Consider the following 21,845-nt stretch of genomic DNA (forward strand, 5'->3'; position numbering starts at 1 on the left):
TGTAAACTACAATATATTAAATAGAAATAACAAAACAATGAACAGTTTAAAACCTGCCATTTTCTTCAGAAAGTTTTTACTGAAAGCAATACTCAACATATCAGCATTAGCTGTTACAGCTATTGGCGCTGCTCAAAACAGTAACTATAAATTTCCTTTTCAAAACCCTAATCTCTCTTTTGAGCAGCGTGTAGATGATGTCGTATCGCGGTTAACTCTTGAGGAAAAAGTAGCTCAAATGCTGAATGCTGCACCAGCAATTGAGCGATTAGGCATACCCGCTTACGATTGGTGGAACGAAGTGCTTCATGGTGTGGCGCGCACTCCTTTCAGAGTGACCGTTTACCCGCAGGCCATTGGTATGGCCGCCACTTTTGATACGACTTCCTTAAAGATCATGGCAGATTATTCAGCCATGGAAGGACGGGCTATTTACAACGAAGCGATGAGTATGGGGAAAAATGGCCAACGCTATGTAGGTCTTACATACTGGACCCCAAACATCAATATTTTTCGCGATCCCCGATGGGGACGTGGACAAGAAACCTATGGTGAAGATCCTTTTCTAACGGCCATGCTGGGTAAAGCTTTTGTAAATGGCTTGCAAGGTAATGATCCAAAATATTTGAAGGCAGCCGCTTGTGCCAAACATTATGCGGTGCATAGCGGCCCTGAGCCTTTGCGTCATGTATTCAATGCAACAGTTAGTGATTATGATCTATGGAATACCTATTTGCCAGCTTTCCAGGAACTAGTAGTGAATGCAAATGTTGCTGGTGTTATGTGCGCCTATAATGCATTCAGAGGCCAACCCTGTTGTGGCAGTGATGTATTGATGACTGATATTTTACGCAACAAATGGAAGTTTACAGGCTATGTAACTTCAGACTGCTGGGCTATTGATGATTTTTTCAAGAATCATAAAACGCACCCAGATGCCGCTTCAGCTTCTGCTGATGCTGTATTACACGGAACCGATATTGATTGCGGCACGGCTGCCTACAAAGCACTGGTGCAGGCGGTAGCACAAGGAAAGATCACTGAAAAGCAAATTGATGTTTCTGTTAAGAGGCTTTTTATGATCCGCTTCCGCCTGGGCATGTTTGATCCTGCTTCAATGGTTCCATATGCACAGACTCCAACTGCTGTTCTGGAAAGCGCCGAACACAAAGCGCATGCACTAAAGATGGCCCGCCAATCGATTGTATTGTTAAAAAATGAAAATCATACATTACCATTAAGCAAAAACATTAGAAAGATCGCAGTGCTTGGACCAAATGCGGATAACTCCATTTCTGTTTTGGGCAATTATAATGGTATCCCATCGCAAATTGTTACAGCTTTACAGGGTATTAAGAATAAGGTTGGGACTGGTGTTGATGTTGTTTACGAGCGAGGTTTAAACTTTACAAATGATACATTACTGGAATATGCAGATGTCAGCTACCAGTATTCATTTGAAGGGAAAAAAGGGTTCAAAGCAGAATACTTTGGCAACAAAGAGTTAAGCGGAGTTCCTGTACTTACCCGTATTGAAGACAATGTCGACCATCTTTGGCAGGAAGGTGAGATCGTAGTTGGCAATTTGAAAGCCTATGATTTTTCTGCACGCTACACAACAGACTTTACAGCCAACAATACCGGAGATATCACTTTTGAATTAGATGCAGATGATGGCTATCGTTTTTTTGTTGATGGTAAGGAGCAGCTCAACGCCTGGACAAGGAACAGATGGGGAGCAAAAACTTTTAAACTGCCAACTGAAAAAGGAAAAACATATCGACTGGTTGTAGAATACTATCAGGGAGATGGAAAGGCGAACGTTAGACTTAGAGCTGGTCATTTTAAAAAATCTGATTTTACTGCACTTTCTAATCGCATTAAGGATGCAGACGCTATTGTTTTTGTAGGAGGCATTTCCCCCCAGTTGGAAGGAGAAGAAATGAAAGTAGATTACCCAGGATTCAATGGTGGAGACCGTATTTCGATATTATTGCCAAGTGTTCAGACCGAATTGATGAAAGCCTTGAAATCAACTGGTAAGCCAGTAGTGTTTGTAATGATGACGGGTAGTGCAATTGCAATTCCATGGGAAACTCAAAATGTCCCTGCTATCATCAATGCCTGGTATGCTGGTCAATCAGCCGGTACCGCAATTGCTGATGTTTTGTTTGGTGATTATAATCCTGCAGGAAGATTACCTGTCACATTCTACAAAGGGGATAAAGATTTACCTGATTTCAACGATTATTCCATGGAGAATCGTACCTATCGTTATTTTAAGGGCGAGCCGTTATATGGGTTTGGTTATGGATTAAGCTATACAACCTTCACTTATGACAACCTGAAAGTGCCTGCTACTGTCAATGGTCGGAATAATAATACAGTGAGCGTAAGAGTAACCAACACGGGTAAAATGGATGGAGAAGAGGTAGTACAATTATATATTTCTAGTGTAGATAAGAATGTGAAAGCTCCCATCAGGTCATTGAAAGGCTTTCAACGGATTTTCTTAAAAGCGGGAGAAAGCAAAGTGGTTCAGTTTGAGTTAACGCCACAGAGTTTATCTATTGCAGATGACAAAGGTATTTCCAAACCAATCCCAGGCAAGGTTTTGATTAGTGTAGGTGGCTGTCAGCCAGATAAACTAACAAAAGCGAGTAAGAAAACAACAGAAGCAACAATACAAATAAAAATGTTATAAAAGTTTTTCAATTGGTATAAATATACCTGTATAAGCAAACTTGACCACCCTGAATTTCTACCAGACTCTGCCCTGATTCTGGTAGAAATTCAGGAAATTAAAAGGACACCAGCGGCGATATGATCATCCAACAAATCAACAAATGAAAAGAATATATTTTACCACTGCTCTCATTTTGCTCTTTGTAATTTCCTGCCTATCGCAAAAAAATAAAACTGTGCAAAATATAGCCAAGGTACGACTCATTACATTGGATCCTGGTCACTTTCATGCTGCACTGGTACAAAAGACCATGTATCCCATTGTTGACCCAGTTGTTCATGTGTATGCCCCCAATGGATCGGATGTACAGTTACACTTAAACAGGATCAATGCTTATAACAGCAGGAAAGAGGAGCCAACAAAGTGGAAAGAAAAAGTGTATACTGGAAGTGATTTCTTAGAGAAGATGCTTTCTGAAAAAGCAGGTAACGTAGTGGTGATTTCAGGCAATAATAAATTGAAGACAGAATATATTGACAGGTCCTTACAAGGAGGATTTCATGTGCTTGCCGATAAACCGATGGTGATCAACAGCCAAAATTTTGAATTATTAAAAAACGCCTTCCAAACAGCAAAAGACAAAAACCTGCTCCTATACGATATCATGACAGAAAGGTTTGAAATAACTACCATCCTTCAAAAGGAATTGTCTATGATACCTGAAGTGTTTGGCAACTTACAAAAAGGAACGCCAGATCAACCCGCAGTAACCAAAGAAAGTGTACACCATTTTTATAAATCAGTGTCTGGTGAAATATTAACCCGGCCGGCCTGGTTTATGGATGTAGCACAACAAGGTGAAGGGATTGTAGATGTAACCACACATTTGGTAGATTTAGTACAATGGGAATGCTTTCCTGAACAAGCTTTGGATTATACAAAAGATGTCCAGGTGCTCTCTGCAAAACGCTGGCCTACAGAGATGACAATCAGTGAATTCAAGAAGATCACCAAACTGGATACATTCCCCAATTACCTGAAAAAGGACATTGTCGGAGATACAATTTTGAACATTTACAGCAATGGAGAGATAAATTATACTTTACGTGGTGTACATGCTAAGGTTAAAGTTGCCTGGAACTATAAAGCGCCAGAGGGTGCCGGAGACACACATTATTCCATCATGAGGGGAACAAAAGCAAATTTGATCATACAACAAGGTGCTGAGCAAAAATATATACCGTCACTTTATGTTGAACCTGTAAACAATAATCCAGAATATGAAAATAGCTTAAAAGAAAGATTTAAGACAATCCAAACCAAATATCCCCGATTAGGTTTGAAGAAAACAGAAAAAGGTTGGGAAGTAATCATTCCCGATCAATACAGGGAAAGTCATGAAGCCCATTTTGCCAGGGTAATGCAAAACTTCCTGGACTATTTGAAAAATGGAAACATGCCTGCCTGGGAAGTACCAAATATGCTTGCTAAATATTATACTACAACCAAAGGGTTAGAAATAGCTTTAAAAAATAAATGATGAAAAAAGCAACCGTAATCTTCATTATTGTTTTATTTGTGCAATTGCATGGAATAGCACAAATGCAGCGTGTTGAAATTGCAGGTTCCCAGGTACAAAGGATTACCTCATCCATCAACAACCAGGAATACGAGCTACAAATTTTCTTACCTTCTGGTTATGAGAACAGTCAGAAAAAATATCCTGTTTTATATTTAATGGATTCCCAATGGGACTTTCCCTTAGTGACTTCTATATACGGCGAACAGTATTATGACGGCTTTATCCCTGAAGTTATTATAGTTGGCGTTACCTGGGGTGGAACACATCCCAATCCAGATAGTCTCCGGGCCAAAGATTATACAACTACCAATCACAAAAGCATACCTCAAAGTGGAGGCGCTCCACAGTTTCTAAATTTTTTGAAGAAAGAATTGATACCGTTTATTGAATCCAGATACAAGGCAAATAGCCAGGACAGAAGTTTAATGGGATGTTCATTTGGTGGCTTGTTTACCCTCTTTGCACTATTTACAGAACCAGAATTATTTCAACGATATATTGCAACCACTCCTGCTATCGGTTGGAACTACAATGTTATCTATCAATATGAAAAAAATTATTTTGAAAAGAAACCAATAACTCCAGCCAGGTTATTTATGACCATGGGTGAAGTGGAAAGAGGATTACCGGAATTTGAGCAATTTTCAAAACATTTAGCCAGTCGTAATTATCCTTCATTATATTTTAAAACAAGGATATTTGAAAATACCGGACACTCTGGTAATAAGGCGGAAGGGTATGCACGTGGACTTCAGTATGTTTTTGAAAGACCATCTTTACAATTGAATCCAGAACTGCTTACTAAATATGCAGGTCGATATCGTATCAACAATTCAAAAATTATAGAAATTAAAAATGAAGGCGGAAGATTGGCCTTATACGTCGATCCTGGCAACAAATACATTTTACATGCTGCCAGTGAGACCGATTTTTATGCAACAAGTGAATTCCTTAAAATAAAATTTACAAAGGATAAGGAACGAGTCAACGGTTTCCAATTGGAGCGGTTTGACGGAAAACAGTTTATCACAAGATTACAATAATGTATTTCCCATCGATTATTTACTTTCATTCTTAAACTCTTTTATGAAAGCCTTTCTTCCAATTCTTACCATTATCATTTCATCCAAAATATTAGCACAAAAAGATCCTTTACCCTCAAGTGTTGTTGATTGGGAGGGCACACAAACTACAGATACACAAGTTAAGGATACTAGCAGCATTATTGCAGATGGTGCTACATTGAAGTTAGTATCCAATCAATTCAAGTTTACTGAAGGTCCAGCAATAGATAAACAAGGCAATGTATTTTTCACAGACCAACCTAATGATAAGATCTGGAAGTATGATACCGAGGGTAAGCTTTCTGTCTTCCTGGATAAAACAGGGCGCTCCAATGGATTGTATTTTGATCATAAAGGAAATTTACTGGCTTGTGCGGATGCACAAAATGAACTTTGGAGCATTAGTCCGAAAAAAAAGATCAAAGTTTTATTAAAAGATTATAAAGGGAAGAAATTAAATGGTCCCAATGATCTATGGGCAGACTCAAAAGGAGGAATTTATATTACAGATCCCTATTACCAACGCTCTTATTGGACAAGGAAAGAACCTGAAATTATCGAACAAAGAGTCTATTATCTACCGAAAGGAAGAAAGGAATTAGTTATCGTTGCTGAAGACTTAAAACAGCCAAATGGCATTGTAGGCACGCCTGATGGTAAGTACCTGTATGTTGCTGACATCGGCGATAATAAAACCTACCGGTATACGATCAATCCCGATGGAACATTAAAAGACCGCCAGTTATTTGTAGAGCAAGGCTCTGATGGAATCACACTGGACAATAAAGGCAACCTATACATCACGGGTCATGGCGTTACAGTTTATAATTCAGAAGGGAAAAAGATAGAGCAAATACCTGTGCCTGTAAACTGGACGGCAAATGTCTCTTTTTATGGTAAGGAAAGAAACAAGCTTTTCATCACTGCATCGGAATCGGTTTTTGTTTTGGATATGAAAGTAAGCGGAGTGGAATGAATTACCAGTTATTGAGCTTTTCAAAATGTTGTTCAGTAAAGTGCAATAGTGAGGGCAATTTCAGATCAGCAAGTGCATAGCGCTTGTCTTGTTGGTTATGTGCTTCAGGTACGGCCACCACTTTCATCCGTGCTGCTTTTGCTGCCACCATTCCGTTTATAGAATCCTCAAATGCAAGGCAATGAACCGGATTCGTTTTTAACGCTTTAGCACACGAAAGGTAAACCGCAGGGTGTGGCTTACCATATGGCTCAAACTCGGCTGAATAAACTTGCTGGAAGTAAGATTTAATATCTAGATGACTCAATACACAATCGATCAAATTTTTAGGGGAAGATGAAGCCAAACCTAATTTCAGGTCCTTTGCCCTGAAAAAGTCCAATATATAGTGCAATCCTTCCATTGCCGATCCTTCCGAAACAATTTTATCAGTTACCGTATTGATGATCTCTTCACAAACATCGTCTGTACTTTTGGCTGAATCCCATTTAAAATAGTTCTGCCAGTAATTAACTACTTCCCTTGTCCGCAATCCCCTGGTTTGAGCTGCCAATTCTGAGGACATATCAATACCAAGGGTGGCAAAAACTTCCTGCATAGAGACATCCCACAAGGGTTCAGAATCGATCAATAACCCATCCATATCAAATATTACTGCATCAATCATATGCAACTTTGTTTTTAAAGCTGCAAAAATACAGGGTAAACGATGAATGGTAAGCCCGAATATACAATGGCTACATTTCTTAGCCTTTCAATAACAGATATAACATTGCCGCCAAAACTCCACCTATAAAGGGACCCAAAACAGGTACCCAGGCATATTTCCAGTTGGAGCTTCCCTTTTCTTTGATGGGTAAAAAAGCATGGGCAATCCTGGGACCTAAGTCCCGGGCAGGGTTGATGGCATAGCCCGTTGTCCCCCCTAATGAAATCCCAATTGCCCAAACTAAAAACGCAACCGGAAGAGCTCCTAAAGATCCCAGGCCTACTGGAGTTTTGTCTTCACCCATTTCAGCGCCGGTAAAATAAAAGATCACAAATATCAAGACGAAGGTTCCTACGATTTCACTTAATAAATTAAAAATGCGATTCTTTATGGCCGGCCCTGTGCTAAATACGGACAATTGCGCATCGGGATCACTGGTAGTATTAAAATGATCCCGATAAACAGCCCACATCAATAAGGCTCCAATAAAAGCGCCAATTAATTGAGCAATAATATAAAGCAACACCTTGCTCCAGGCAAACTTCCCTGCGATTGCCAATGCAAGGGTTACTGCAGGATTTAAATGAGCGCCACTATAAGGAGCGGCAATCACTACGCCGACAAATACAGCCAGGGCCCAGCCCGTTGTAATGACCATCCAACCTCCACTGTTACCTTTCGTTCCTTTCAACACCACGTTAGCAACAGCCCCGTTACCTAATAAAATAAGTAGCATTGTTCCAATGAGTTCTGCAGAAAATTCACTCATAACTGAAATTTTTTATGGATTAAAGTCTGCCCATGCCTTCGCTGCAAATATGGCTCTTTGCCAACCTTTGAGTAAAGCATGGTTATTACCTGAGGCAGGTTCAAAATTCTGGTCCAGTTTCCAATGTTCTTTTATTTCACCGATATCCTTCCAGAAACCAATTGCCAGGCCAGCTAAATAAGCGGCTCCCATAGCTGTTGTTTCTGTGATCCGGGGCCGTACCACTTTGGTGCCCAGCATGTCTGCCTGCAACTGCATCAGTAAGTTGTTACTGGTAGCACCACCATCTACTCTTAATTCCTTAATAGATACGTTCGAGTCGCTTTCCATAGCTTTTAATACATCAACAGTCTGATATGCAATACTCTCCAGTGCAGCCCGTGCAATATGTGCTGAAGTGGTGCCCCTTGTCATACCTACCAGGGTACCTCTTGCATGGCCATTCCAATAGGGAGCGCCCAAACCGGCAAAAGCAGGAACGAGATAAACACCGCCATTATCATTCACTTTCCTGGCTAAGTCTTCAATTTCGGATGATGAAGAAATGATGCCTAAACCATCACGCAGCCATTGTACTACCGCACCAGCAATAAAGATGCTTCCTTCCAGTGCGTAATTCACCTTCTCCCCTATTTTCCAGGCAATTGTAGTTACCAGGTTATTTTTTGAAAGAATAGGTCTTTCGCCTATATTCATCAACATAAAGCAGCCAGTACCATAAGTATTCTTCACCATTCCCACATCGATACACATCTGTCCAAACAGTGCAGCCTGCTGGTCCCCAGCAATACCAGCAATTGGTATTTTACTTGCCAGAAGCCGCCCTGCAGTTTCTCCATAAACTTCACTGGATGAACGGACTTCGGGGAGTATATTTTTAGGAATGTCGAAGAGCTGCAAGAGTTCGTCATCCCAAGTAAGGGTATGGATGTTAAATAGAAGTGTCCTGGATGCGTTCGTGACATCCGTGATATGTACCTTTCCCCCGGTAAGATTCCAAACCAGCCATGAATCAATAGTACCGAAAAGTAAACGGCCTTCAGCCGCCATCTGCCGGGCATCTTTCGTGTGATCCAGAATCCACTTGATTTTAGTTGCGGAGAAATAAGCATCTACAATTAGTCCTGTCCGCTCCTGGATAAATTGTCCTTGTGTTACTTTCAACTGATCGCAATAATCGGCGGTACGACGATCCTGCCATACAATTGCATTTCCTAATGGTCTGCCCGTTTCCTTATCCCAAATTACAGTGGTTTCTCTTTGATTGGTAATACCAATGGCTGCAATATCTTTCGCAGTAATGCCTGCTTTAAAGATGGCCTCTGTAAGCACACCAGCCTGGGTAGACCATATTTCAGAAGCATCGTGTTCTACCCAACCGGGTTGAGGATAAATCTGTGCAAACTCTTTTTGTGCAAGCGCCACTATATTTCCCTGCTGATTAAAGACAATGGCCCGGGAGGAGGTGGTACCCTGGTCAAGCGCTAAGATGTAATTGGGCAAACTCATTCGTTAGATTATTATTTGGAAATAAATACTGTTTTGCCAATCTGGTAAAGTTTTCCACCTGGCTACTTTCCCAATCTTTGTCATATTGAAGTTCTTTTGCCATTATTTTGGCCACTCCAGCGGCAGCCTTCATTGCGGCCGAGGCATCCAAAAATAAGATCCGGAGCCTACGTGCTAAAACATCTTCCACTGTTCTTGCCATTTCATTTCTGACCGCCCAAACCACTTCGGCTTCGGTATATGGCAATGAATTAACCAATGTATTGTTTAAAGCTGGATTTTTCCCAGTCAATTCTTTGATTTGCTCTGCATCACTGCCATAGACACCTAAATGACTTTCGCATAATGAAGTAGTAAATCCATGTATTTGCACACCTTTTGTTCGACAAGCGACAGGTACTAAGTTCCCTGTTATGATAGCCATATCAACTGTCTCCTCCGCCATTTTCCTGTAGGTGGTCCACTTACCTCCGGTAATGGTTATTAGTCCGGAATCACTGACAAAAAGCTTATGATCTCTAGAAATCTCTTTTGTATTGTTTTTGCCATTCTGCGCTGCCAAGGGACGAAGACCTGCAAAAACGCTCAAAACGTCCTTTCTTTCAGGAGAGCGGGATAAATACTTTTGCATTGTGTCTAGAATAAAACCGATCTCTTGTTCGAGGGCAATTGGCTCTAATAAAGTTTCATTTATAGGAGTATCAGTAGTACCAACCAACATATGGTCATGCCAAGGCACAGCAAAGAGCACCCTGCCGTCAGCTGTTTTTGGTATGAGTAAAGCGGTATCTGTGTTTAAAAAAGATCTTTGCAACACTAAATGCACGCCCTGGCTTGGCCTTACTAATGGTTTACTTTCCGGGTGATCCATTGTAAGAATATCATCAACAAATACCCCAGTTGCATTTATCACTACTTTCGCCTGCAATTGATATTCTTTATCTGATTCCTGGTCAATAGCTATGACTCCACAGACCTTTTGATCCGTTTTCAGTAAACCAGTAACCTTGAAATAGTTAAGGATAACACCTCCTTTTTCAGCGCAGGTTTGTGCAAGGTTTAAGGCCATTCTTGCATCATCGAATTGCGCATCAAAGTATTTTATGCCTCCAACAAGTCCAGAGCTCTTAATAGCTGGCAAATGTTGCAAGACTTCGCGCTTTGTTACAAATTTGGAACTTCCCAAACTATATGAGCCAGCCAGCCAATCATAGATCTTTAGACCTGTAAAATATTGGAAAACAGAAAACCAGTTATAGCAAGGAATAACAAAAGCCTGTTTTTTCACCAGGTGAGGCGCATTCCTTAGCAACAATCCTCTTTCCTGTACGGCATCATGAACCAATGGAACATTGCCTTGTGCGAGATAACGGACACCACCATGGATCAATTTCGTACTACGACTGGAGGTTGCTTTAGCAAAATCAGATTGTTCCAGCAAGACCACTGAATAACCGCGGCATGCGGCATCGAGTGCAATTCCCAAACCAGTAGCCCCACCGCCAATTACAATCAAATCCCATTCCCTGGGGATTTTGATCTGATCAATCATCTGGTCACGGTTAAAGGTATTCATCAAACCGGGTTTGGGATTACTTAATTATAGTTTCAACAAGAAGTTTCTATAAATTTAACTAAAACGTTTTGCTATCCGTTACAGGTAACTCATAAAAATTATATTCCATCAATTGCCCAACCTTAATGTAACGTCTGCTCATTTTGCTGCCTTGTGCACCTTCTGCATGGAAAGATGTTTTTAATAAATATCCACCGGGCACTTCTGGCAATTTGAATGCATAAGGAATAGTCATTCTATCTGAAGCTGGTAGAGCTATTTGCAAACTATCATTAAAAACTGCCTGTCCTTTGGAATTGATCAACTGGATGTTCAATTTTCCGTGTACTTCATTTTGAAGATCATTCAAGCCAACTAACGTAAAATGGAGATCTTCTCCGGGAATATGTGACTTGACATCTTTAACATACCGCTCGTCTTCAAGGTTAATAAATACATTCACTGGTGCAAAACAATCCTTGAACCAGTAAAGGACAGGGCTGGGTTGCAAATCTTTGACATCACCAATAAACCAGTCTCCTGTATAGCCATAATTATTTGTAAGGTAGCAAAAAGCCAATACCCCTGCAAAATTCCTGTTACTTCTTAGCCATTCTGTTTCCAGTTGAAGCCAATAGGCTTGTAAGGCAAATCTTTGTTCTGTAGTTGAGTTCTTGCCTAAATAATGCTCATACATCCCCACGGTCAGTTTGCTGGGCTGTCCATTCCGCCACAGCCAGATCCATCCGTATTCATTCACTAATTGTGCAGACGAGGCTTCCTCTGATTGCTTAATAATATCGGGTTTGTAACTCAGATCACCTAATGGATATTTCGGTGGGTTAGCATCTGCCGAGAAGTTAACTCCTTCATAAGGATGAGGTTCATCCATGTCGTCATTGTGCATGGAAGTTGAAGTCATATAGCCTGCATCCCATATTCTAGTAGGATCCAATTGCTTCAACTCAGGGATAAGAACATTACCAATGTAGTTGTCCCAGTTTTCATTAATTCCATCCCAAATTGCGATACTGGGATGGGAACCATCAGACCATACCCAATTGGTATATTCTTTTTTGATCTGTTCATCCCAGCCATGATTTTGCCAGTAGAGCCATTCATTTTGAAATAATAAACCATATTCATCAGCAAGATCATACCAAAAGCCTGGAGCAATACCCACACATATACGCATTGCATTCCAATCCAATTTCTTAGGAATTTCTATAAGCATCTTTTTTACCCAGGTTGTATCCCACGCCAAGTTGCTGCAATCTGGATCTTCAAAGAACCTTTGTAGTGTAATATTAGAACCACGCAACAAGTATTTATTTCCATTCAGGTAAAAGAATTTTCCACGCCTTTCAAAGTCCCGCATGCCAAACTTCTTTTCTATTCTATCGGATAATGAGCCTTTGTAATAAACAGAAATCTCTGCTACATATAAGAAAGGGTCTTCGGGTGACCATGGATGAACATTTCTTATAGGAATATTTAGCGTTAATTCATTATTCCGATCTCTAATTGATACGAATGGTAACTCTTGTCCGGCTACAAGTTTCCTTGTTCTGTTTTCGTAAATTTTTACTGCTACCACAGATGAATCCTGCATGGTTTCACCATAAAACACTTGTGCATGGTTTAAATTCCAAAGAAGCAGTTTAGCAGTTACTTTTGATTCTTTCAGGCTTGGTAGAAGGAGCGCTCTATTTACTTTTATTTTATTGGTAAAAGAAATTATGACATCATCCCAAATTCCAGGCAGGTAATGTTCCTTTTCTTTATCAGTGCCACCAGCAGCCTGACTAGGCAGCCAATACCTGTCACCTACCTTGATCAGGATTTCATTTTCTGCGCCAAATTTCAGGGCCCGTGTAATAGCAATATCAATAGGTGTATAACACTCTATTGAACTCCCTAAATCAATACCATTCACAAAGACCTGGGTTACATACTGGCTCTTTTTGATGGTGAGCACTACTTCCAATCCTTTTACATCAGCAGGTATAATAACTTTTTTTCTATACCAATTATACCTCGGAACATAATCTATCTCATAAACACTATGTTCCATTTTAGCATTTACCTGCTCCGGCCTTTTAAAGAATTTGTGATATTCTTCTACTTTAGGATTGGCCAAATGGATAAGTCCTGGTACAGGAATTTTCCTTGAAAAACGTGAGGGTGGAAATGCTGATTTGGTTTGCTCAAATTCCCAGGTTCCATTCAATAATATGGGCTTATTCCTATTTTGAGGAAAAGCGCAGACAGCGATAATAAAAAAGGACAATCCAAGCAGCAATCGATACATGGGAAGTAGTTATGATCAAAGCAAACTGCTTTGCATAACTAATGTAATATTATTTATGGTTAATCAAACAACCAGTCAATGTCTTTTTTATCTGAAGCACCCAAACCTGCATCGCGCATCCGGACAACCTGGTTACCATCGATAAATCCTAAAAGCAGGCACATTCCTTTGCCAAGTGTCAATGTATGAGTTCCTTTATTGAAGGCATAGGTATGAACATTTATCGGAGGAAGGTCGCCGGCCACTACTGCATTACCTATCTTAATCTCATCCTGTCCATATTCATTTGCATTAGCATCCGTTTCCAGTTCAGGAGCTTTCAGGTAATTGGTATTTTTTACCGTAAAGTAACCGACTAAAAGTTTTACAGGTTTTGTTGTGGAAAATGTGATTGAAGTTCCTTGTTCTATTTGCTTTGCTTTATCCATTTTAATACCCTTCAGCCCTTTTAATTCTCCTGCATATGCTTTAATAAGTAAAGCTGTATCGGCATATACCTGCTGGCCTTCATTAATGGAATAAAAAGCTGTATTTCCAGGTAAGGTAACATTCGCGTTTTTTAAAGCCAGAATTGTATTTTCAACAGAAGCATACTTGATAGATTTCAAGGAATCAATATTCTTCCTGAAGTTATCCAACTCCTTCTTGAACACAGGCAATACTTCTACCCATGTTTTGAAAGTGCCATTTACTCCCCTGATGGGAATTTTCCGTTGGGCTGTTTGCATACTGTTGGCATACAGGTAAGTTTCCTTTGTCAAATCAGTCAATTGACTATAGAAGACTACACTTTTCTCCAGGAAGGGTAATGCTTTTTCCAGGTCATTGATATCATTGGAATATTTATAATGCAATATCCATAAAGCAGCTTTTACCTTTTCGGCATAAAAGTTAGCCAAGGCATTATAACAATAGACATCATTCTTCAGCCTGGTAAATTCTTCCCTTTCCATTTGCACGGATGGAGCAGCCTTTTCAACTGCTTCAACAGCTTTTTGCCCGTGGGCCACTACTTCTTTGGCTACTTGTACCGGTGTTTCACCAATATGACCTTGTTTCTTCCACTCTTTATCAGCGTATTCAATGATCATCTCGCCTTCCGGCGCCTCAGAATTATACAACAATGTAAACAAGCTGTACTTAAAGGGATTGATCAATTGGCTCATCAGCATACCCAATGTCAATGTTTGACGATTTCCATCGGTTATTCCATAACGGCGCAATAGTTTTGGTGCAATTTCCCCGGTTTCTTCGTAAGCAGTTAAGATGTTTTTACCTTGCAGCGCATCTGTCCCAAACTTATTTCCCAACAAGTTGCTCCAGTAGGAAATTTCATTATTCCTGTCGCGGCGGCAGTTCCATGCATACCTTGCCCAGGCTTTATACCAGATCCAGTCGCGCTCTATTTGCAGCAGACGTTTTCCTGTATTATCTGCAGCATATGGCCAATCCCAATAGGATGCCTGGGGATACAGATGTAAACCATTAGATCCATATATATCATGCATTGCCTTTACACTTTTCTGTATAAAATCTGCTGAACCATAGCGAAAAGGTTCCAGGTTTGCGAGGATGTGCACATTTTGGATATGTACTGTGCCAATAGCACTTAAACTTCTGTGTAATTCGGCCCATGGACCGCGGGGCGTATATGTAGTTAGAGCTTCCCCATTGTATTTTGCCATGGTGAATAAATTCTTATACAAGGGAAGAGCAGCTTTCATCACTCTTGGGGCATCGGTATCGTGAGCACGTAAAACAATTGGAGGTTCGTCTTTTCTACCTAAAGCTCTTAAACCATCCTGAACGCCGGGAATTATCGTCTTAGTGAACCAATCCACATCATCCTGTCCAACACCTTCCATAGCTTCTCCAAGCGTAATGAGTAAACCCACATTCGGGTATTTTTCTACAAAAGCGGCAATGGACTTCTGAGTGTAGTCGGCGATAATGGGGATAATTGGCCGATCCCGGTCCTGGGTCTTTAAGCCATGCTTTTCAGCAAAGGGTTTAGGAATAATGATGTTGTAAAACATCTGGATCACCCAGATACCACGTTTGTTGGCTTCTTCGGTTAAAAAACGGAATATTTCTTCATTCTTTTTAAATGTGGCATCATCCACTTCAACAGCATATGGGTAATCTTTCAAGCGCACCAGGGATGAAAAGGGATGCCCATTCCATAAGTAGAGCGAGTTCATCCTATTCTCCACCAGGGAATCCAAGTAACTAATCCAAAGAGCTTTGTCGTATAACCAAGGGAAGGTTTCCGGAGTGTATGGGTATTCATATACGCCTCTTCCAGGTAAATAGGTTGGTTTTTGAACGCCGACGCATGCTCCACGCAGGACCATTTCTGGTTGATCTGTAACGGATATTGAATCAGGTAGGATGCCTTTCTCTTTTACCTTGTCTGCCAGTTCCAGGCAACCATAAAGAGTTCCTGTTTCATCTGCCCCTCCTATCAAGATGGCATTTTTCTTTTCCACAATGGTAAAGCCTTCTTTACCCGGGACTTTTTCAAGTTGAACACCATAAGTAGCAGCGCTTTTTTTCCAAAGTTCATCTCCGAGCTTTCCAATCACGACTATCTCTCCCCTTTTGGGTAATTTATCACTGTGTTCCTGCTTTACAGTGTACCCTGAGTTTTGCAAGATAATAGATAGCTTTTCAGCCCCAAATTGGATCCGGGGATGAGCCGAAGGAGGAATTACTAACGTAATGGTCTTTTTATCACCTGTTTTTTGAGCATGAACAGTTTGGAATTTTGAGCAATAAAGCATTCCCCAAAAAAGTAATATGGAAATAGCAATCTTTTTCATTTCAGAAGGAAGGTTACTTTGGAATCTTAATGAAATAGTTATCAATCTATGTAAAAATATTTTGCAACCGAAGCAAAGGAAATCATCTAAGGCTGAAAAGTCAATGTCATATCATGTTAAATACCTTCACTATTCGGTTAAAAGGGAATGTAGGGGATGAGGAATGGGGAATGGTCAATGGTGAATTGTGAATTGTGAATTGGGAGAAAGGTAAAGTGAGGGGGCAAAACTTGGAAAGCGGGGGTTGGTTTTGTACCTTTAGGACCAGTTCCATTGACTCCGTTTAGGCCTTTGAAGGCGTTCTGCCTGTAGGCTGTTTTCCCCCCTTATTTATGAGCATTTGCTCAATTCAGATCGAAGCATAGTCGAAAGATGGTCGAAGGATGATCGAAGGATGGTCGAACTAGCATCGGCTTAGGTATGCCTAAAGTACGGCTATGGTACGGCTTAGCTATGGAGTAAGTATGGGGTAAGTAGAGGGAATGGAGGGATGCTGTTGGAATACCCTAGCCCTACTTTAGGTATACTTATGGTATACTGAAGCTGCGAAGGATGATTTTTCTAAGCCTGGATTTTAGGTGTTTTCCACATTATTTAAAGTAGTAAACTGTATTGTATAAGTACAAAAAAACCCCACAAATCATAAAATTTGTGGGGCTTTAAGTGAATGGTTGGGGTTAATTCTTATTGAAGCAATGGATTTGCGGCTGTTTCGGAAGAAGGAATTGGCAATAAATCCTGTTGGCCTTGTCTTGGATCAGGCATAATGGATGGGAAATAGCCTTTCTTTCTCCATCTGAGGATATCTATATTGTTCGATCCTTCAATGGCCAATTCAACGGCTCTTTCCTTCATGATGGCTCTTATTGCCTGGTTCTTTGACGTTAAAGTAAGCGGAGGCATGTTTACACTGGGACGAGCACGAACCATATTCAGGTATTCAGCTCCCTTCGCAAGGTTTCCTAATTCAATTTCACTTTCTGCCAGCATCAAAAGGACATCAGCATAACGAATAAGGCGCTGGTTCACACCACCAGGATGGAAGCCATTATTGTCCCAATCGTAAATTGAATACTTGCGAAATACTCTTTTTACAGTTACGCCTTTCCGTGTACTTGCGGCCACGTTCATATCAGCGGCGGTCAGTGCTTTACCAGGTTTTGTTCCTTCAAAGGTCAAAATCAGATCTCCTGGTTGATAAAAGGTATATTTTAATCTTGGATCATTGTCGTCAAACTCGTCCAACAGACGGTTGGATGGGATCACATTTCCCCAAACAATGCCATACTCCTGGTTATGCACGGTACTTACAGGACTAGAAATTCCCTCTCCATTATAAGCCCAGTTAAAATTATTATCTCCCTTATCTACAAAGGCCACTTCCAGGACTGATTCTTCATTGAATTCATGACCATCGGCAACTTTTGAACCACTAGACATCACATCCCCATCAAAATTTTGCAGGAATTTATCAATCAGTTTATACTTTCCTGAGTTTACCACTTGCAGCAGCGCTTCTTTGGCAGCGGCATAATCACCTTTCTGCATTTGCACTTTACCTAATACAGCATTGGCAGCACCTTTTGTTACCCGCCCTGGCTGGGATGGAGATACAGGCAAAGCCTGAACAGCTTCTGTTAAATCCTTGATAATAAGCGCATAGATATCTGCGGCAGGAGACTTTGCTTTATAATCAGTATTAGAAAGAACTGGTTCTGTATATATTGGCACATCACCCCATTGTGTCACCAGTTCAAAATAAGCCCAGGCCCTTAAAAACTTTGCTTCTCCCACCAATATATCTCTAAGGGATGTGTTATCATTCACTCCCGGAGCTTTCGAAAAGACCGTATTGGCCCTATTGATCATCTGGTAAGCGCCATTCCATACATTTGTCAGTACGGAATTTGAAGGAGCGCCATTGGTTTGGAGCAATAACTCTGCTCTTGGAGCCTCCAACTGAGGACCTCCCGGAGCTGTTTCCCCTCCCCGCATATCGTGTAAAAAGAACCACTCCCTACCCACAAGTTCAGCAGATCTTAAAGATGAATAAATAGCGTTCACACCATTCTGAAGTTCTGCTGCAGTTTTAAAATAAGTTTCAGTAGTAGGATTGTTCTGATCAGTAACATCCAGCTTATCTGTACAGGCATTTATGCCTAGCAAAGCAAGAATTACTGTAATTAATTGTTTGAATATTTTTGGGTTCATAATCAGAGATTTAATTGATCAACATTGGTTGATTAGTTTCCACCTTAAAAGCCTACCTGGAGGCCTACCTGGAAAGCCTTTGGTTGTGGATATACAGCGTAGTCAATACCATTGGTTAAATATGATGTAGTAGGCGTTCTGTTACCCACTTCCGGATCATAGCCTGAGTAATCAGTAATGGTAAAAAGATTCTGGGCAGATACATATAAACGCAAGTTGCTCACAACACCTTTTGTCCATGATTGCAAGGACGAATTAGGAATATTGTATCCAAGAATTATATTTTTCAAGCGCAGATATGATCCATTTTCCAGGAAACGAGTCGAAGGCCGTGAATTTTGGTTTGGATCGCCTGAAGCGGCTCTTGGAATATCTGTATTTTTATTTGTAGGTGTCCATGCTTTCAATACCTGAGTACCTGCATTAAAGAAACGAATCATACCTTCAGTAATTACCCTGGTTGCATTGTATATCTTGTTGCCTTGAACGCCCTGAAAGAATAGGCTCATGTCGAAATTGTGATAATTAGCACCCAGGTTCAATGAATAACTGTACTTAGGAAGGAAAGAACCTAAAAACTGACGGTCATTGGTATTGATAACACCATCCTTATTGATATCCTGGAATTTAAGGTCGCCAGGCCCTGTTCCATCTCTTTGTTTGGCATGGCTTTTCACTTCAGCAGAATCCTGGAAAATGCCTTCCACTACATAGCCATAGAAAGATTGAATGGCCTCGCCAACTTCTGTTCTTGTTATATTTTCTGCACCAAAATCATTATCAGCCCCGGCTTCAATATTGGTAACTCCAGGGGCTAAAGCTGTTACTTTGTTCCTGATCCTGGTAAAGTTGCCTAGTGCATTCCATTGGAAATCGCCTTCCCTGTCATTGTACCCCAACTGTAACTCAAATCCTTTGTTTTCCATTGCTCCAGCATTCAGTGATACTGAACTAGTGATGAAACCCATAGAAGGAGGAAGTGGAACACTTAAGATCAGATTATCCGTCTTGCGATTAAAAAACTCAGCTGATAGGGTAAACTTGTTTCTAATCAACCCCAGGTCCAGACCTATATTCAATTGTTTTGTTTTTTCCCATTCCAATTCCGGATTCCCTAATTTTTGTATGGAAGAAGCTGAACCAGTGGAAAGGCTGTTACCAAAAGGATAAATGGCACTGTTCGCATTCACTGTTACTAACCAGGGCGTATTGCCTAATACAGTTCCATTTAAACCAGTAATACCATAACCAGCTCTTAACTTCAACTCAGAAACTGTGGTCAGGTTTTTCATGAAATTTTCCTGGTCTAATCTCCAACCAGCTGAGACAGAAGGAAAGGTAGCCCACTTATTACCAGGCGCCCAAACAGAAAGGCCGTCACGACGAACAGCAGCGTTCACAAGGTATTTTCCTGCAAAGTCATAACTCACACGACCCAGAATGGATATCAAGGTATTTTCACCATAAAGCGTTTGAACAGCTACATTGCTGGCATTGTTTAATGTCTTCAGGTCGTTGGATGCCTGTTGTCCGCTTGCATTCTCGTTTCTAATCTTTTGCCCCTGCTGTTCATAAACTGCAATTGCATTTATATGATGGTCGCCAAAGGCTTTATCAAACGTAAGTTGCTCAGTATATAACAATACAGTAGAAACAGCACGATTATTCGTTATCGTAGCCACAGTTGCACTTGAACCAGCAACAGTACCATTATCATTAAATATCGGAGAGAAACGATAATCCAATCCATTTGCATAGTCAACGCCAAAAGCAGAACGAAGCTTCAGCCATTTTGTAAAATTAATATCAAGATAAGCTGTCCCTAAAATTTTTGCCGTCATCCTGTTACCAGGATTCTTTAATTCTGCATCCTCAACAGGATTTGTTGGGTCGCCACCATCCAAAACGCTATTCGCTCCTCTGTATCCTCCATTTGATGTAGGGTCATAGACAGGCAATTGAGGGAAAAACCTGATCACATTCACCAGATTCGTTCTTGATCCAGTTTCATTATTATCATAACGTTGATCACCATAGGCAGCATACAAATTTTCCCCAAAGGTGAATACTCTACTAAGGATATGGTCTGAATTGAGACGGAAGTTATAACGTTTGTATTCTACTGTTGGAGCAGTCCCTTCCTGGTCCATATAACCTGCAGAAACGTAGAAGCGAGACACATCATTTCCACCACTTAAACCAATATTGTGTTGCGTCATAAAACCTGTCCTGAAATATGCATCTTGCCAGTCAGTATTTGTCTGACCATAAGTTTGCGTTGCGCCTGCATAAATAGGCTTGTCCACCTCAGGAGGTAACAGGCGCGGAACGATGCTTCCCCTATAGGCTTGTGCATATTTTTTAAATCCTTCCTGATCCAAGAGGTCGAGTCTTTCAGTTACTTTCTGAAAACCAACATAAGAATCCAGGCTTACATGTAATTTCCCATCCCTTCTACCTTTTTTGGTTGTGATCATGATCACGCCATTTGTTGCCCTGGAGCCATAAATAGCAGCAGCGGAAGCATCTTTTAATACGTCAACAGACTCAATGTCCCTGGTATCAATCGTTGACAGATCACCGGTAGGAAATCCATCTACGACATATAAAGGGTCAGAAGCAAATGAAATTGAACTGATTCCCCTGATTCTTACAATCGGTTGTGTACCAGGGCTTCCATTGTTTGTTACCTGAACTCCGGCTACTCGGCCCTGTAATGCCTGAGAAATATTTGGCACAGGAAGTTCGGCTATGGTTTTTGCACCAACAGAGGCAACGGCACCGGTAACGGTAGCCCGTTTTTGGGTACCATACCCTACTACTACCACCTGCGCTAAACTTGCATTGAGCGGTGTCATGCTAATGTTGATATCATCCTGGGTAGTAACCGTAATTTTTTGTGTTTCAAAACCAACGAAAGAAATAGATAGAACAGAATTTGCAGGCACTGCAATGGAGAATTTGCCATTATCATCGGTAAATGTTGCAGTTTTAGTTCCTTCGAGAGCCACCGTAACGCCACCAAGACCGGCGCCAGCCTGATCTGTTATTTTACCTTTTACGTTTAATGGTGACTGAGCTAAAACCTGTAGTGGTAAATAGAAGCTGAGAAGAAAAATAAGGAATAAGGTGAAAAAGCGTGGTTTTCGTTTCGCAGTAATTTCACAAGCATGTTGACTGGAGTGTACTGGCGTTAAAAATCTCTTCATAAATGTAATTTTTGTCTGTAAAAGCCTTAAATAGTTCTGTTACAACACATATATGATCTGACATTCTAAAAGAAGTACCTATAACGTATTCATATGTATTATTTTAAAGGGTTAGTAATTGTTTAAAGAGTTTAAACGTTGTGATAACATGGAATGTTTTTGAAGCAAATTGTTCTCGAGGGTAACCAGGAAAGAAGAATTATAATAAAGTGTAGAATTTACAAAAATAGACGTGATATAGTCCAAGCTATAAGTACATATGGCAATACTAATTAGTTGGCTCCGTTTCATAAAGCAATCATGCATGATTTACACCATACTAATTTAATAATAATCCTAATAACAAAAAAAAATAAATTGCAACCGATTGCAACTATCTTTTTCATGTGCTATTTTCATTAATAAAACAACATTTATGATTATTTAAATATGAATTGAAGTT

Annotated in this window: 12 protein-coding genes; 4 read left to right on the top strand and 8 right to left on the bottom strand. The window is 40.5% G+C overall.

The genetic code is table 11. The features are described from left to right. Positions 1–37: 37 nt before the first annotated feature. The 4 genes from OCK74_RS13570 to OCK74_RS13585 all read left to right on the top strand — a co-directional run bounded on the left by OCK74_RS13570 (position 38) and on the right by OCK74_RS13585 (position 6,308). Positions 38–2,704 carry a glycoside hydrolase family 3 C-terminal domain-containing protein gene (locus tag OCK74_RS13570; protein ID WP_279297588.1) on the top strand — a complete coding sequence of 889 codons (2,667 nt, stop codon included), beginning with the start codon at positions 38–40 and terminating at the stop codon, positions 2,702–2,704. A gap of 142 nt (positions 2,705–2,846) precedes the next feature. Further along, positions 2,847–4,226: a putative oxidoreductase C-terminal domain-containing protein gene (locus OCK74_RS13575; protein ID WP_279297589.1), complete on the top strand. Its 1,380-nt coding sequence runs from the start codon at positions 2,847–2,849 to the stop codon at positions 4,224–4,226. Then, the gene (locus OCK74_RS13580; protein ID WP_279297590.1) at positions 4,223–5,311 is read left to right on the top strand and encodes an alpha/beta hydrolase; all 1,089 of its coding nucleotides are present in this window, start codon (positions 4,223–4,225) and stop codon (positions 5,309–5,311) included. Before OCK74_RS13575 ends, OCK74_RS13580 begins: the two co-directional genes overlap by 4 nt. Positions 5,312–5,354: 43 nt before the next feature. Further along, the gene (locus tag OCK74_RS13585) at positions 5,355–6,308 is read left to right on the top strand and encodes an SMP-30/gluconolactonase/LRE family protein (RefSeq protein ID WP_279297591.1); all 954 of its coding nucleotides are present in this window, start codon (positions 5,355–5,357) and stop codon (positions 6,306–6,308) included. A gap of 1 nt (position 6,309) precedes the next feature. Here OCK74_RS13585 and hxpB read toward each other — a convergent pair whose 3' ends face one another. The 8 genes from hxpB to OCK74_RS13625 form a co-directional block, all read right to left on the bottom strand. Then, positions 6,310–6,975: a hexitol phosphatase HxpB gene (gene hxpB / locus OCK74_RS13590; RefSeq protein ID WP_279297592.1), complete on the bottom strand. Its 666-nt coding sequence runs from the start codon at positions 6,973–6,975 to the stop codon at positions 6,310–6,312. Positions 6,976–7,054: 79 nt separating this feature from the next. Continuing rightward, positions 7,055–7,786, bottom strand: coding sequence for an MIP/aquaporin family protein (locus tag OCK74_RS13595; RefSeq protein ID WP_279297593.1), 732 nt, complete (start codon positions 7,784–7,786; stop codon positions 7,055–7,057). Positions 7,787–7,798: 12 nt separating this feature from the next. After that, positions 7,799–9,295 (bottom strand): glycerol kinase GlpK, encoded by a 1,497-nt coding sequence (gene glpK, locus OCK74_RS13600; protein WP_279297594.1) that lies wholly within the window; start codon positions 9,293–9,295, stop codon positions 7,799–7,801. After that, the gene (locus OCK74_RS13605) at positions 9,264–10,871 is read right to left on the bottom strand and encodes a glycerol-3-phosphate dehydrogenase/oxidase (protein ID WP_279297595.1); all 1,608 of its coding nucleotides are present in this window, start codon (positions 10,869–10,871) and stop codon (positions 9,264–9,266) included. Before OCK74_RS13605 ends, glpK begins: the two co-directional genes overlap by 32 nt. 58 nt (positions 10,872–10,929) lie before the next feature. Further along, positions 10,930–13,161, bottom strand: a complete 2,232-nt coding sequence (locus OCK74_RS13610; protein ID WP_279297596.1) for a glycoside hydrolase family 2 protein — start codon at positions 13,159–13,161, stop codon at positions 10,930–10,932. Between the two features lie 59 nt (positions 13,162–13,220). Further along, positions 13,221–15,983 (bottom strand): alpha-d-galacturonidase, encoded by a 2,763-nt coding sequence (locus OCK74_RS13615; RefSeq protein ID WP_279297597.1) that lies wholly within the window; start codon positions 15,981–15,983, stop codon positions 13,221–13,223. A 684-nt stretch (positions 15,984–16,667) separates the two neighbouring features. Continuing rightward, a complete protein-coding gene (locus tag OCK74_RS13620; RefSeq protein ID WP_279297598.1) occupies positions 16,668–18,194 on the bottom strand; it encodes a RagB/SusD family nutrient uptake outer membrane protein in 1,527 nt (508 codons plus the stop codon). Between the two features lie 44 nt (positions 18,195–18,238). Beyond that, entirely contained in the window at positions 18,239–21,403 is a 3,165-nt protein-coding gene (locus OCK74_RS13625) for a SusC/RagA family TonB-linked outer membrane protein (RefSeq protein ID WP_279297599.1), read from the bottom strand. Positions 21,404–21,845: the final 442 nt, after the last annotated feature.

The organism is Paraflavisolibacter caeni (genome assembly GCF_025628885.1).
GTDB classification, from domain to species: Bacteria; Bacteroidota; Bacteroidia; order Chitinophagales; family Chitinophagaceae; genus Flavisolibacter; species Flavisolibacter caeni.

Coding starts and splice junctions, on each gene's coding strand:
- OCK74_RS13570 (WP_279297588.1), top strand. CDS start 38: ATGAACAGTTTAAAACCTGCCATTTTCTTCAGAAAGTTTTTACTGAAA.
- hxpB (WP_279297592.1), bottom strand. CDS start 6,975: ATGATTGATGCAGTAATATTTGATATGGATGGGTTATTGATCGATTCT.
- OCK74_RS13620 (WP_279297598.1), bottom strand. CDS start 18,194: ATGAACCCAAAAATATTCAAACAATTAATTACAGTAATTCTTGCTTTG.
- OCK74_RS13575 (WP_279297589.1), top strand. CDS start 2,847: ATGAAAAGAATATATTTTACCACTGCTCTCATTTTGCTCTTTGTAATT.
- OCK74_RS13595 (WP_279297593.1), bottom strand. CDS start 7,786: ATGAGTGAATTTTCTGCAGAACTCATTGGAACAATGCTACTTATTTTA.
- OCK74_RS13605 (WP_279297595.1), bottom strand. CDS start 10,871: ATGAATACCTTTAACCGTGACCAGATGATTGATCAGATCAAAATCCCC.
- OCK74_RS13580 (WP_279297590.1), top strand. CDS start 4,223: ATGATGAAAAAAGCAACCGTAATCTTCATTATTGTTTTATTTGTGCAA.
- glpK (WP_279297594.1), bottom strand. CDS start 9,295: ATGAGTTTGCCCAATTACATCTTAGCGCTTGACCAGGGTACCACCTCC.
- OCK74_RS13610 (WP_279297596.1), bottom strand. CDS start 13,161: ATGTATCGATTGCTGCTTGGATTGTCCTTTTTTATTATCGCTGTCTGC.
- OCK74_RS13585 (WP_279297591.1), top strand. CDS start 5,355: ATGAAAGCCTTTCTTCCAATTCTTACCATTATCATTTCATCCAAAATA.
- OCK74_RS13625 (WP_279297599.1), bottom strand. CDS start 21,403: ATGAAGAGATTTTTAACGCCAGTACACTCCAGTCAACATGCTTGTGAA.
- OCK74_RS13615 (WP_279297597.1), bottom strand. CDS start 15,983: ATGAAAAAGATTGCTATTTCCATATTACTTTTTTGGGGAATGCTTTAT.